This is a genomic window from Stenotrophomonas rhizophila, from assembly GCF_007667275.1.
GTDB classification, from domain to species: Bacteria; Pseudomonadota; Gammaproteobacteria; order Xanthomonadales; family Xanthomonadaceae; genus Stenotrophomonas; species Stenotrophomonas maltophilia_AE.
This window is the reverse complement of sequence record NZ_VDQT01000004.1, coordinates 87,132-100,568: the sequence shown is the minus strand read 5'-3', so window position 1 is coordinate 100,568 and position 13,437 is coordinate 87,132. Positions and strand designations below refer to the sequence as shown.

Annotated in this window: 10 protein-coding genes; 5 read left to right on the top strand and 5 right to left on the bottom strand. The window is 67.6% G+C overall.

Annotated features, from left to right (window positions below):
• Window positions 1-27: 27 nt before the first annotated feature.
• On the bottom strand, window positions 28-2,787 hold the full coding sequence (locus FSZ13_RS13460) for a TonB-dependent receptor (RefSeq protein WP_145480536.1): 2,760 nt from the start codon (window positions 2,785-2,787) through the stop codon (window positions 28-30).
• A gap of 272 nt (window positions 2,788-3,059) precedes the next feature.
• Between FSZ13_RS13460 and FSZ13_RS13455 the strand changes: the two genes are divergently transcribed.
• The 3 genes from FSZ13_RS13455 to FSZ13_RS13445 are packed head-to-tail and all read left to right on the top strand — an operon-like array spanning window position 3,060 to window position 5,097.
• Window positions 3,060-4,076, top strand: coding sequence for a sugar kinase (locus FSZ13_RS13455; protein ID WP_145480534.1), 1,017 nt, complete (start codon window positions 3,060-3,062; stop codon window positions 4,074-4,076).
• Window positions 4,063-4,701: a bifunctional 4-hydroxy-2-oxoglutarate aldolase/2-dehydro-3-deoxy-phosphogluconate aldolase gene (eda, locus tag FSZ13_RS13450; RefSeq protein WP_145480532.1), complete on the top strand. Its 639-nt coding sequence runs from the start codon at window positions 4,063-4,065 to the stop codon at window positions 4,699-4,701. The genes FSZ13_RS13455 and eda overlap by 14 nt, the downstream gene beginning before the upstream one ends.
• A gap of 6 nt (window positions 4,702-4,707) precedes the next feature.
• The gene (locus tag FSZ13_RS13445; RefSeq protein ID WP_145480529.1) at window positions 4,708-5,097 is read left to right on the top strand and encodes a hypothetical protein; all 390 of its coding nucleotides are present in this window, start codon (window positions 4,708-4,710) and stop codon (window positions 5,095-5,097) included.
• 76 nt (window positions 5,098-5,173) lie between these two features.
• Here FSZ13_RS13445 and ligD read toward each other — a convergent pair whose 3' ends face one another.
• The 3 genes from ligD to FSZ13_RS13430 all read right to left on the bottom strand — a co-directional run bounded on the left by ligD (window position 5,174) and on the right by FSZ13_RS13430 (window position 9,276).
• Window positions 5,174-7,801: a DNA ligase D gene (ligD, locus tag FSZ13_RS13440; RefSeq protein WP_145480527.1), complete on the bottom strand. Its 2,628-nt coding sequence runs from the start codon at window positions 7,799-7,801 to the stop codon at window positions 5,174-5,176.
• A gap of 6 nt (window positions 7,802-7,807) precedes the next feature.
• Window positions 7,808-8,779: a Ku protein gene (locus tag FSZ13_RS13435; RefSeq protein WP_145480525.1), complete on the bottom strand. Its 972-nt coding sequence runs from the start codon at window positions 8,777-8,779 to the stop codon at window positions 7,808-7,810.
• 98 nt (window positions 8,780-8,877) lie between these two features.
• Window positions 8,878-9,276: a hypothetical protein gene (locus FSZ13_RS13430; protein WP_145480523.1), complete on the bottom strand. Its 399-nt coding sequence runs from the start codon at window positions 9,274-9,276 to the stop codon at window positions 8,878-8,880.
• A gap of 182 nt (window positions 9,277-9,458) precedes the next feature.
• Here FSZ13_RS13430 and FSZ13_RS13425 point away from each other — a divergent pair, with 182 nt between their 5' ends.
• On the top strand, window positions 9,459-9,785 hold the full coding sequence (locus FSZ13_RS13425; protein WP_145480521.1) for a hypothetical protein: 327 nt from the start codon (window positions 9,459-9,461) through the stop codon (window positions 9,783-9,785).
• Window positions 9,786-9,813: 28 nt separating this feature from the next.
• Here FSZ13_RS13425 and FSZ13_RS13420 read toward each other — a convergent pair whose 3' ends face one another.
• Complete coding sequence (locus tag FSZ13_RS13420) at window positions 9,814-11,949, bottom strand: TonB-dependent receptor (RefSeq protein WP_145481172.1); 2,136 nt, start codon at window positions 11,947-11,949, stop codon at window positions 9,814-9,816.
• A gap of 133 nt (window positions 11,950-12,082) precedes the next feature.
• Between FSZ13_RS13420 and FSZ13_RS13415 the strand changes: the two genes are divergently transcribed.
• The gene (locus FSZ13_RS13415) at window positions 12,083-13,285 is read left to right on the top strand and encodes an aromatic amino acid transaminase (RefSeq protein WP_145480519.1); all 1,203 of its coding nucleotides are present in this window, start codon (window positions 12,083-12,085) and stop codon (window positions 13,283-13,285) included.
• Window positions 13,286-13,437: the final 152 nt, after the last annotated feature.

Below are 13,437 nucleotides of genomic sequence, written 5' to 3'. Positions count from 1 at the left end.
GCCCACGCCGCTGCCGGTGTTGCGCGATCAGAACTTGTAGCGAACGCCCAACTGGTACTGCCGGCCGGTTTCGGTGTACTGCAGCGGCAGGCGACCGGTTGCCGGCGAGTACACCCACTCGTCGCTGGCTTCGTTGGTCAGGTTCATGCCTTCCAGGCTCAGCTCCAGCTGGTCGCTGATCGTGTAGCGGATCGAGGCGTCGATGAAGGTGGTGCCGGTCATGCCGTGGGTGCCGTCCACGTTGAAGCCTGCTTCGGTGCCGGGCACCTGGGTCAGGTAATCGTCGCGGTTGGTCGCCGACACACGGCCGGACCACACCTTGCCTTCATAGAACAGCGTTGCGTTCCAGGACGACTTGGACAGACCGGTCAGGTCCGCCTTCATCACCGGCTGGCCGCTGGAGTTGATGTACTGGATCTGCGATTCCACCCAGGTGTAGTTCAACTGCATGCCCAGGTTGGACCAGTTGCCGGGCAGGAAGGTGAACGGCTGGGTGTAGTTCACTTCGACGCCGTGCAGCTCGCCACCCGGGGTGTTGACCGGCTTGGTGTAGGTGAAGTCATCCGACGGCGAGGCACCGGTGCCGATCAGCAGCGAATCGGGCAGGCCGCTGGCGCTGTACGGCGCCACTTCGCGGGTGGTCTGCACGAAGCTTTCGATGTCCTTGTAGAACAGGCCGACGCCGGCCATCGCGCCTTCGGCGAAGTACCACTCGAAGCCCAGGTCCACGTTCTTGGCGCGGATCGGGTCCAGGAACGGGTTGCCGCTGGAGATGGTGCGCGCACCGCCGGCCACGGCCACGGTGGCGCCCGGGGTCAGGCTGCCCAGGCCCGGGCGGCTCATCACCTTGGCCGCACCGAGGCGGATCAGGAAGTCCGGGGTGATCTCGGCCACCAGGTTGAACGAGGGCAGGGTGTCGTCGTACTCACGATCGACCGTGGTCGCCACGGTGCCGGTGGCCAGGGTGGAAAGACCGGTGGAGCTCTGCTTGGTCTTCACGTAGCGCACGCCGAAGTTACCCGAGAACGGAATGCTGCCCAGCTCGGTCGAGAACTCGCCCATCAGGTAGCCGCCGCGGTCTTCTTCTTCCACGCTGCGCGAGTTGTTGGCCCGCGGGGCGACGGCGAAGATGCCGCTGTTGCTGTAGATGTCGAACTGGTTGGCGATGGCGTTCAGGTCCGGCACCACCCACTGGTCCGGGGTACCGGTGATGCCCTTCAGGCCGGCCTGCTGGGTCATGTCCACCGGCACGATCTTGGTGCCGTTCGGGAAGTTCGGCACGGCCAGTTCGCTGGCGCGCCGCAGTTCCACGGTGTCGAAGGTGTAGTTCTTGGCGAGGATGCCGCCCTTCAGGCGGAAGCCCGGGCTGACATTCCAGTTGAAGTCGACCTGGCCGGTGTCGAAGTCGTTGTCCACGTACTGCGGACGCAGGCGGATTTCAGCCAGTTCCCAGCCCGCCGGGTTGGTCGGGTCGATGCCGTAGTTCAGCTTCGGGAACCGGCTGTTGCCGCGGTAATCGTAGCTGTAACCATCGACATCGTACTTGTCCATGATGATGGTGGTCTGGATGGGATTCTCGTGCTTGGAGCGCGAGATGCCCACCTTGCCGGACAAGGTGAAGTCGTCGCCGAAGCGGTGCTGGCCGTTCAGCGCGATCTGCTTGAACTCGGTGCTCCACTCGTCGTGGCGGTTCTCGGTGCGGATGTCGACGTTGTCGAACTCACCGTAGACCAGCGCGTTGTTCTCGATCACGCCATCCTTGACGATCATCGCCGGCTTGCCGACCAGGCGCGGCGTGGTGCTGGTGCCGCGGCTGAAGGAAATCGCTTCGATGTAGTGTTCGTCGCGCTTGGCGTCGATCTTCGAGTACAGCGTGTCCAGCGAGATTTCGGTGGCGTCGGTCGGCTTCCACTGCAGCGTGCCGGTCACGCCCAGGCGCTTCTGCTCGTGTTCCATCTGCACGTAACGCGGGAAGCGCGGGTGGTAGACGCTGGCCGAACGCGCGGCGGCGAACGGCGACGCCGCATTGAAGTTGCCGTTGCTCGGACCGTTGGCCCAGCGACCGGTGTTGGACCCTTCTTCCAGCGCCTGGCGCTCGGAATAGGCCACCGACAGCAGCGCGCCGAAGGTGCCATCGGCCCAGGTGTTGGAGATCAGCGCAGCCACGCGCGGGTCGGCTTTTTCGGCCATCGCGTTGTAGCTGGCCTGGCCGCTGGCGGCGAAGGTGAAGCCGTCGTAGTCGAACGGGCGCGCGGTGCGCAGGTCGACGGTGGCGCCCAGCGAGCCTTCTTCCACGTCGGCCGAGGCGGTCTTGCGCACCAGCAGCTGCGAGAACAGGTCCGAGGCGAACACGTTGAAGTCGAAGCCGCGGCCGCGGTTGGTGCCGCCGCTCTGGTCGCCGGCGCCGACCGTGGTCAGCGCTTCCATGCCGTTGATGCGCACGCGGGTGAAGTCCGGACCCAGGCCACGCACCGAGATGTTGCGGCCTTCGCCGGCTTCACGGGTGATGACCACGCCGGGCACGCGCTGCAGCGACTCGGCCAGGTTCAGGTCGGGGAACTTGCCGATGTCTTCGGCGACGATGGCGTCGACCACGCCGGCTTCGCCGCGCTTGATGTCCAGCGCCTTCTCGACGCTGGCGCGGTAGCCGGTGACGGTGACGGTGTCCAGGTCGGTGGCCGAGGCCGGGGCCGGATCCTGCGCCAGGGTGGTTCCGCTCAGCGCCAGGCCGATCGACAGGGCGAGCAAGGTAACCGGTGTCTTTTTCTGGATGTTTCGATATTGCATGTTTTCCCTCTCCCAAGGTGCTACATGAAACAGCTATCCGGCGACATGTCAGTGCAATGACACCGCTGGTCAGGGCGGACGTTAACAGTCCGTTGGGGATCGAGCATCTTGCACCGCAACAGACTTTCCATGTCCCGTAGACGCTTGCGGGACATAGGCTTCGACAAACCGGGCGGGTGGACGGACGGGCCCGCGCCGCTAGAATGACACCGCTAGCCATTACGGCTCGGGGCCTGTCCCCGGGTCATGACCCTCACGAAGGATCCATCGCCATGAGTCGTGTTGTCTGTTTCGGGGAGTTGTTGTTGCGCATGAGCGCGCCGGGCCGTGAGTTGTTGCTGCAGACGCCGCAGGTGGCGGTGCATGCCGGCGGCGCGGAGGCCAACGTGGGGGTGTCGCTGGCGCACTTCGGGCATACCGTGCACATGGTCAGCACGCTGCCGGCCAATCCCCTGGGCCAGTACGTCGCCGGCGAACTGCGCCGGCACGGAGTGGACACCACCCACGTGCAGACCCGGCCGGGCCGCATGGGCCTGTATTTCCTCACCACCGGGGCGGTACAGCGCGCCAGCGAAGTGGTCTATGACCGGGTGGACTCCGCCTTCTCACTGGGCACCGCCAGCGACTACGACTGGGACGTGCTGCTGGACGGCGTGGAATGGCTGCACCTGTCCGGGGTGAGCCCTGCGCTGAACCCGTCGATGGCCGAGGCCACCCTGGTGGCCGCGCAGGCGGCCTGCGCGCGCGGGGTGAAGGTGTCGTTCGACGGCAACTTCCGGCCGTCGCTGTGGGCACGTTGGGAAGGCGACGCGCCGGGCATCCTGCGTGAGCTGTTCGCCTGCGCCACGGTGGCGTTCGCCGACTACCGCGACATCGCCGTGGTGCTGGGCGGGCAGTTCGAACAAGCCGTGCTGGCCGAGCGCGTGGACGCCGCCGCGGTGCAGGCATTCGCCGCTTTCCCGCGGCTGCAGTGGATGGCCTGCACGCAGCGCACCGCGCACAGCGTGGACCACCACGCGCTGGGGGCCATGCTGCTGGGCCGCGATGGCACCCGCGCCGTGGCGCCGACCCGTGAAATGATCGGCATCGTGGACCGCATTGGCGGTGGCGATGCATTCGCCGCCGGCATCCTGCATGGCATGATGCAGGGCTTCGAACCGGATGCGATCGTGCGCTTCGGCCTGGCCGCTGCCAGCCTGAAACATTCGATTCCCGGTGATTTCAACCTCGTCAGTGAAGCTGACGTACTGGCCCTGACGGGCGAGGAGCGATTCGATGTCCGGCGCTGATCCGCGCGTACGCGCAGTCCTGAAACTGGCCCCGGTCATTCCGGTGTACACCCCTGAAAGCGTGGACGAGGCGGTGCATGTCGCCCAGGCGCTGTTCAACGGCGGGCTGCCGGTGATCGAGGTGACCCTGCGCACCGCGGTGGCGATTGACGCCATCCAGGCGATGGTGGAAGCGGTGCCGGACGCGGTGGTGGGCGCGGGCACCGTGCTCAGCGCCGCGCAGATGGAGAAGGTGAAGGCGATCGGCGGGCGGTTCGCGGTGGCGCCGGGTGCGACCGAACGGCTGTACGCCGCCGCGCGCGACAGCGACCTGCCGTTCCTGCCCGGCGTGGCGACCTCGTCCGAGCTGATGCAGGGCCTGGAACACGGGCTGGATACCTTCAAGTTCTTCCCGGCCGTGCAGGCCGGTGGCATCGGCATGCTGCAGGCCTGGAACGGCCCGTTCGGCGACGTGCGGTTCTGCCCCACCGGCGGGATCAGCGCGCAGACCGCACGCGATTTCCTGCACCTGCCCAATGTGCTGTGCGTGGGCGGCTCGTGGCTGACCACGCGCGCGCTGCTGCAGGCGCGGGACTGGGCCGGCATCGAGCAGCTGGCGAAGGCGTCGGCGGCGCTGGTGGGCTGACGACCCATGTCTGCGCTCACCACTGCAAAAACGGTTGCGCTCTCGGTGCTCTGCATCGTGGTGGCGCTGTTCGTGCTGGGGATGGTGAGTGGCGCCGGTGGATGGATCGCACCGTGGGTCGGATTGGGCGAGGGCGAAGGCCGGCTGGCCTGGGACCTCGGCTGGACCATTGTTGGCGGCGTCGCCGCTACCGCGTTTGCAGCGCGGTATGCGCCGGTGCGGCCGTATGTGCACGGTGGCGTGGTGTGGGCGCTGATCGCTGCGGCGTCGGTGTATGCCGCCTGGGACCTGGGCAGTGATTACCCATACTGGTTCGTGGTGACGTTGCTGGTGTCGGTGCCGGTGCAGGCGGTGGGGATCTGGTTGGGTGCGCGGTATCGGGTGCGGTTGGGATGAGAGCAGCCGGGCAGAGCCCGGCGCTACGGTGGGGCGATGCGTGCGGTGCGGTCGAAGGGCGCGTTGGCACCTCCCGTTACAGCGTTGGCAGCACCTGGTTTACCTGATCGATGCCTTCCCAGGGGTCCTGCTTCAGCTTCTGGGCGCGCTGCAGTGCTTTGTGCAGCGGGAAGGCGTCTGCGGCGGTGATGCGGCCCAGTTCCTCCCAGCGCAGCGGCACGGCGACGCCGGCCGAGGGCCTTGCCCGCAGCGACCACGAACAGACGCTGGTGGCGCCTCGCGCGTTGCGCAGCCAATCGATGAAGATCACGCCGTTGCGCTTGGCCTTGCTCATCGTGGCCACGTAGCGATCCGGCGCGTGTTCGGCCAGGGCGTGCGCGAACGACTCGCAGAAATCCTTCGCCTGCGCCCAATCCGCCTTCGGCTTCAACGGCACCACCACATGCACGCCCTTGCCGCCGGACAGGCGCACGAAGCTTTCCAGTCCAATCTCCTGCAGGCGGTCGCGCACATCCCGCGCCGCCGCCTTGATCGCCGCCCAGGTCACGCCGTCGCCCGGGTCCAGGTCGAAGACCAGCCGGTCGGGGTGTTCGGGGTCGTCTACCGAGGCGCCCCACGGATGCAGCTCCAAGGTGTTCATCTGCACGAGCTGCAGCAGGCCGGCCACGTCTTCGATGTACAGGTAATCCTCGCGGCCGCTTTTCTGCTGCAGCGGAATGGCCTCCACCGCGTCGCCCAGCCCGGTGCCGTGGTGCTTCTGGAAGAAGCAGGGCTTGTCCACGCCATCGGGGCAGCGCAGCAGCGACAGCGGCCGCCGCGCCACTTCGGGCAGGATCCAGCGCGCCATCTGCCGGTAATACTCGGCCACGTCGCCCTTGGTCAGCTTGGCCGTGGCGAACACCACGCGCTCGGGGTGGGTGATGGTGACCCCATCGTCGGCTGCGCCGGCCCGCGGCGTCGCGGTCTTCGCGGTCGCCGTTTTCATACCGCCCCGCGGCTTCCCGGGTGCATCGTCCGCCTTCGCTTTGCTGCCAGTAGACGTGGCGCGCTCCGCCTTGCCCGCCACGCCAAGATCCCTGGCGGTCTTGTCCTCCCGCAGGCGCTTGAAGCTGGCCTGGCGCAGCAGGCCTTCCTTCGCCCAGCCACGGAACGCGACTTCGGCCACCAGCGTCGGTTCGACCCAATGCACGCTGCTGGCTTTGAACGGCACGTGCGACGGCAGCTCGACCGCGGCGGTATCGGTGGCGAGCGCCTTGAGCTGGCGGTGCATGGACGCCAGCTTTGCATCATCGAAGCCCGTGCCTACACGGCCCACATAACGCAGCCCGCCCTGGTCCGGCGTGGCCATCAGCAGCGAGCCGAAACCGCTGCGCGCGCCTTTCGGTTCGGTGTAACCGACTACCAGGAATTCATCGGTGTTCTCGTGCTTCACCTTGACCCAGCTGGGGGCGCGTGCATTGACGTACGGCGCGTCCACCCGCTTGCTGATGATGCCTTCGAAGCCTGCCTTGCCGCTGGCCTCGAATACCGCCGGGCCGTGGTCGAGCACATGGTCGCTGTAGGCCAGCGTGCCCGGTGTGTCGCCCAGCAGGTCTTTCAGCAGCGTCTTGCGCTCCAGCAGCGGCGAGCGGCTGACGTCCACCCCGGCCACGCCGGGCATGTCGAACACCACGTAGCGCAGCGGTTGTTTGGCGGTGCCGTCGATGACCTTCTGCAGGCCGGTGAAGTCGCTGCGGCCCTGCGCATCGAGCACCACCAGTTCGCCGTCCAGGCGCAGGTCGCTGACCGGCAGGGCTTCGATCGCCTGCACGACCTCGGGGAAGTCGTCGGTCCAGTTCAGTCCGTTGCGCGAGCGCAGCGCCACCACGCCATCGCTCACGTCGGCGATGAGCCGGTAGCCGTCCCATTTGATCTCGTGCAGCCATGCTTCGCCGTCCGGCGCGCTGGCACGGTGGTCGGTGAGCTGGGGCTTGAAGTCGTGCGGGTAGGGCATGTCTTTCGCGTGCTCCAGCGTCAGCGCGCGCTTGTTCCAGCGCGCGTCGGCGTTGCGGCGCGCGGCGGGTCGGGGCGGCGCAGCCGACGCGGCAGGGCGTGTCCTGGAAGACGTCGTTGTTTTCGACGTGGTGGTCTTCGTCGACCGAGTCGTTTTTACGGTCCTCGCTTTCGTCGCCGTGCGCTTCATGGGCACGACCTCCTCCAGCAACGCGTCCGCATCGGCGTCACGCGCGTCTTCATCGTCGCGCTTGATCAGCAGCCACTGGTGCTGCTTGCCCTTCATGTTGGTGCGCACCAGCTTCCAGCCGCCCTTGAGGCGGCTGCCGTGCAGCACGAAGTCGACCTTGCCGGCCGCAATGGCCTCCAGGGGGTCGCCATCGCAGGCCCAGGTGCCGTGGTCGTACACGTCCACGTGGCCAGCGCCGTAGTGGCCGTGGGGAATATCGCCTTCGAAGCTGGCGTAGGACAGCGGGTGATCCTCCACCTCCACCGCCAGCCGCTTTTCGCCGACCCGCAACGATGGCCCCTTCGGCACCGCCCAGCTCTTCAGCACGCCATCGGCTTCGAGTCGGAAATCGTAGTGGCGCGAGCTGGCATGGTGCAGCTGCACCACGAAGATCGGTCGCCGCGCGGCCGCGCCCCGGCGCTCATCATCGGGTTCGGGGGTTTCGCCGAAGCGGCGCTTGCGCCGGTATTCCTGGAGCGACATGGCCGCTTACCCGGCCTTGCGCGTGGGCGCCGCCTTGGCGGCCTTCTTGGTCGCCTTGGCAGGCTTGGAAGTCGATTTCGTGGCTTTGCCCGCGGCCTTGGTCGCCTTCGCCGCCTTCTTGGCGGGCGCCGCCTTCTTCACCACCTTCGACACCGCCGCGCTCTTCTTCGCAGGCGTGCGCTTCTTCGCATCCAGGCTCTTCTGCAGCAGCGACATGAAGTCCACCACGTTGGTGGCGGCATCCTCGCGCGGCGCGGGCTCGTCTTCCACCGTGGTGGTACCGCCCTTTTCCTTGATGCGCCTGGTCAACACCGCCTGCAGGCGCTCGCGGAACTCGTCGTGGTACTCATCCGGCTTCCATTCACCCGACATCGATTCGATCAGCTGCTCGGCCATCTCGGTTTCCTTGCTGCTGATCCGGTAGTCGGACAGCGAGCCGGTGGGCAGCTTGTGCTCTTCCGGATCCACCAGCTCCTGCGGGTAACGCAGGATGAGCAGCACCAGCGCATGTTCGTGTGGCATCACTGCGCACAGGTATTCGCGGGTGCGCACCACCACGCGGGCGATGCCCACCTTGCCGGTGCTGCGCAGCGTCTCGCGCAGCAGCACGTAGCCTTTCTCGGCTTTCTTGCCCGGCACCAGCAGGTAGGGCTTCTCGAAGTAGCGCGGGTCGATCTGGCTGGCATCGACGAAGGTTTCCACCTCTACCGTTTCATGGCTCTCGGGTGCGGCGGATTTGATATCGCTCTCGTCCAGCACGACATAGCTGCCCTTGTCGTACTCGTAGGCCTTGACGATGTCCTTCCAGGGCACTTCTTCGCCGGTATCGGCGTTGACCCGCTCGAAGCGGATCGGTTTGCGGTCGCGCGAGTCGAGCATGCGGAACGAAAGGTCCACCTTGCGTTCGCCGGACATCAGCGACACCGGCACGTTCAACAGCCCGAATGACAGGGTTCCGGTCCAGATCGGTCGGGCCATGGCGGCGCCACTCCTGAAGAAGAGAGGCGCCAGCTGTACCGCGCAGCGCGTGAAACGCCCGTGTCCGGCCCGTGCAGGGCGGCTACACGGCCAGGACCTTACTGCAGCGGGCCGTGCACCGCCGCTGCAGGCATCTGGTCCAGGGCCATCCAGGCGTCTTCGACGATGGCGCGTGCCTGCGGCCAGCCCAGCCGCGACTGCCCGCGCATCTGCTCCCAATGCTCGGCCAGCTCGCCGTCGGTATCGTCGTCGGCGCCCCGCGGCCAGTCGGCGTAGTGCGTGGTCAGCGCGAAGGTGTACGCCGGGTACAGGTCCTTCCAGGTCCGCCTTCCCTGACTGCGGCGGCGTTCATAGTCGCTGCGCATGTACTGCAGGTAGTCCTGCGCAACCGCTTCAGGCTCTTCGGCGCGGCGACGGCGGTCGCGCCGCGCGCTCCGTTCCGGCTGCAGGTAGGCATTGAACAGCACGGGTGCGGCACGGCGATCCAGGCGGGGCATGACACGTCTCCGGCACGGGGTGGGGGCTGGCAGGAATAGCCCCGGCGCCGTTATCCAGCCGTGACAGATGCGTTGTGGTGGTCGTCGCAAGGCTTCACGTCGGCCATCCCCCTCGGGTGCGTATGCTTTTTTTGCACGGCATCGGGCCGTGTTTCAACCTTCAGTTCTGTGGAGCCACCACCATGCCACGCGATCCCCTGCGCGAAGCCACTTCCCCGGTTCCCGGCGAACAGCGCGCCAAACATGACCTGCAGGAGGCCGAAGACCGCGGCGCCGGCATGTCGCCATCGCATACCCCCGAACACCTGCGTACCGGCGAAGACGACGTTCACGCCTCGCGCGACCGCAAGGACCCCTCCGGCCGGCCGGACGCCGACTGTGACGAACACCCGCACCACCGGGCCGCGCGCAAGGCGCACGAAAGCGACAACCAGGACGAGGCGCTGGAAGAGACCTTCCCCGCCAGCGACCCCACCTCGCCGTTCGTGCCGGCCAAGATTCCCAAATGAACAGGCGCGGTCGAAGGACCGCGCTCCCTCATTGCCACGCCCACTGGACCCCGACGCTGTAGCGCCGGTCCGGCCCCGGCTCGAAGAACCGCTGGTTGCCGTCGTTGACGATCACCGAGCCGACATAGCGCTGGTCCAGCACATTGTCGACGCGCGCAAACAGCCGCAGCGCGCCCTGATCGGTGGTCCAGCTGCGCGCCGCTTCCAGGTTCAGCAGGGCATACCCCGGCGCCTTGTCGGTGGCCAGGTCGTTCACCACCGTGTCGCTGGAGGCCACGACCTCACCGGCCCATTGCCACGCACCCGGCCGGTACTGCAGCCGGCCGAACCACTGCTGCGCCGGCACGCCCGGCAGCCTTGAGCCGGCCGCCACCACCGTGTTCGGCGTAGCGCAGCCGCTGCCGGCGCAGACCAGATAGGGCTCACGCACGGTGGCCTCGACGTAGGTGTAGGCCAGGCTGGCTTCCAGCTGCGCGCTGATCGGCACCTGCAGGCTGGCCTCCACCCCTTGGCGACGGGTCCTGCCGATGTTGCGGTAGGTGCTGCGGCCGTTGGTATTGCTGGCCACCGCCAGCTCGTCGTCGGTGCTGGCCCGGAACACCGCCGCGTCGAATGCCGCGCCGCCGGCGTTGCGCCACTTGGTGCCCAGCTCCAGGTTCTGGCTGCGCGCCGCCGACAGGTCCAGCGCCAGCCCGGCGGCGCCGTCGGCGCGGTAGCCCAGCTCGTTGAAGGTGGGGGTTTCAAACCCGCGCCCGGCCGAGGCATGGATCCGCCACGCGTCGCTGGCGTGGAACACCACGCCCGCCACCGGGGTGGTGGCCGAGTAATCGCGCGCGCCGCTGTCGTCCGGGTTGCGCGCGGTGACGTAGTGGTCGTTGGAGCGGAAGCGCACCTCGCTGTGGCGCACGCCCAGCAGCAGCGACCAGCGCGGCGCCCACTGCCAGAACGCCTGCGCGAACTGGTCTACGTTGCGCACCCGGTCGCTCTGGTCGCGCCGCAGCGCGCCGCGCACGCCCAGGCTGCTGCCGACGAAGTTCTCGTAACCGCGCCGGTCCTGCTGCTGTTGGTCGGCATTGGCACCGATCACCAGTTCCAGCGGCCGTCCTGCCCAGTCGCCGTTCCAGGCCCAGCGCAGGTCCAGCCCGCCGTAGCCGCCGTCCAGGTCGATCACCCCGCCGGCATGCAGCGGGTTGGCCTGCGGCCCGGGCGGAATGGCCAGGTACTGCTCCACGCTGCGCTGGCCGGCATAGCCCATCGCACGCCAGGTCTGCGCGTCGCGGGTGCGGGTGAATACCAGCCCGGCCTGCGCCTGGCGCACCGATTTGCGGGTGTTGTACTGGGTGGCGACCGCCGTGGCCTGGCGCGGATCCTGCCGGACCTGTTCGCGGGTAAGGCCCAGCGGGTCCTGCGCGTCCGGCGAATCGAAGTAGTTCAACACCAGGTCGAGCGTGCCGCCGCCGGCATCCATGCCCAGCCGGGCATTGACTGATTCGCGCCGGGCCGCGCTGTGGTCGCGCCAGCCGTCGGTGCGGAAATGATTGGCTGCCACGTTGTAGCGGATCGGCCCTTCCTGCCCGCGCAGCTGGGCCCCGGTGCTGAGCGTGCCGTCGCTGCCACCGGCCGCGCGCAGCCGCCAGGGATCGCCCTGTTGGCCATCGGCGCTCCAGACCTGGACCACGCCGCCGGAGGAATTGCCGTACAGCGCCGAGAACGGCCCGCGCAGCACCTCTACCCGCTCGGCGGACAGCAGGCTGGCATGGGACAGCTGGCCCTGCCCGTCAGGCATGGTGGCCGGCACGCCATCGACGAGTACCCGCACGCCGCGCACCCCGAAGGTGGAGCGGGCGCCGAAGCCACGGATGGAAAGCTGGGTGTCCTGCGCCAGGTTCTGGCGGTCGCGGGCGACCACCCCGGGCACGCCCGAGAGTGCCTCGGACAGCTGGGCCAGGTTGCCATTGACGTCATCGTCCAGCCACACCGTGCTCAGCGAGGCGGGCAGGTCCACGTCGGCCACCTGCTGGCCCCGGGCGGCCTGCACCTGAACCGCAGGCAGGCGTTCAATCGGGGCCGGAGCAGGCGGTACGGTCTGGGCCTGTGCCAGGTTCGGCAGGGCCGAGGCCGAAAGCAGCGCACAGCATCGGGCCAACGGGGTCAAACGAAAGATGTTCAGAGGGGGCTCTCCGTAAAACAGGTACCGCACGACAGGGTACGGTGTTCCAGGTGACGGCCGGCGCCGCGCCCCCGCTGCGGCTTTGTTACGATGCGATCCCCCCCTCCGTCATCGAAAGAGTACCGCCGTGTCCTTCTTTGCAAATGTGGAACTGGTCCCGGGTGACCCGATCCTGGGTCTGACCGAAGCGTACAACGCCGACAGCCGCCCCACCAAGGTCAACCTGGGCGTAGGCATCTACTACGACGAAAGCGGCCGTATTCCGCTGCTTCGTGCCGTGAAGCAGATCGAGCAGCAGCTCGCCAACGAAGCCAAACCGCGCGGTTACCTGCCCATCGACGGCCTGCCGGCCTACACCCAGGCCACCCGCGAACTGGTCTTCGGCAAGGACTCGCCGCTGCTGGCCGCCGGCCGCGTGGCCACCTCGCAGACCATTGGCGGCAGCGGCGCCCTGCGCGTGGGCGCGGACCTGCTGCACAAGCTGCTTCCGCATTCCACGATCGCCATCAGCAACCCCAGCTGGGAAAACCACCGCGCGGTGTTCGGCGCGGCCGGCTTCGAGGTCGTGGAATACAGCTACTTCGACCCGACCACCCACGGCGTTGATTTCGATGCCATGGTGGCCGACCTCAACACGCTGCAGCCGGGCACCGTGGTGCTGCTGCACGCGTGCTGCCACAACCCCACCGGCGCCGACCTCACCGTCGCGCAGTGGAAGCAGGTGGCCGCCCTGTTGAAGGAGCGCCAGCTGTTCCCGTTCATCGACATGGCCTACCAGGGCTTCGACAAGGGCATCGAGGAAGATGGCGCGGCCGTGCGCATCATTGCCGAAGCCGGCATCGACAGCTTCGTGGTGGCCAACTCGTACTCCAAGTCGTTCTCGCTGTATGGCGAACGCGTCGGCGCGCTGTCGGTGGTGGCCCCGGATGCGAACGCGGCCAAGGCCGTGCAGTCGCAGGTCAAGCGCATCATCCGCACCATCTACTCCAGCCCGTCGACCCACGGCGCTGCGCTGGTGGCCGGCGTGCTGAACAGCCCCGAGCTGCGCCAGCTGTGGGAGCAGGAACTGACCGAGATGCGCGAGCGCATCCACGCCCTGCGCCATGGCCTGGTGGACAAGCTGGTGGCCGCCGGTGCGCCGGAGTTCGCCTTCATCAACGACCAGGCGGGCATGTTCTCGTATTCCGGCCTGAGCCGCCCGCAGGTGGACCGCCTGCGCGACGAGTACGGCATCTACGCGGTGGGTACTGGCCGCATCTGCGTAGCCGCACTGAACCAGGGCAACCTGGAATACGTGGCCAAGGCCGTGGCGACCGTCGCCAGGGGCTGAGCTGCTGCTGCGGTGAGATGAAGAACGGCCGCTTGCTGCGGCCGTTTTTTTTTGGTCGGCGTATCGACCAACGATCGATACCTACCGGGTCGTTCCGGCCGGGTGCATCTACGCGAGCCGCGCATGCCGGCAAGAACCATGCGCACCCGCTG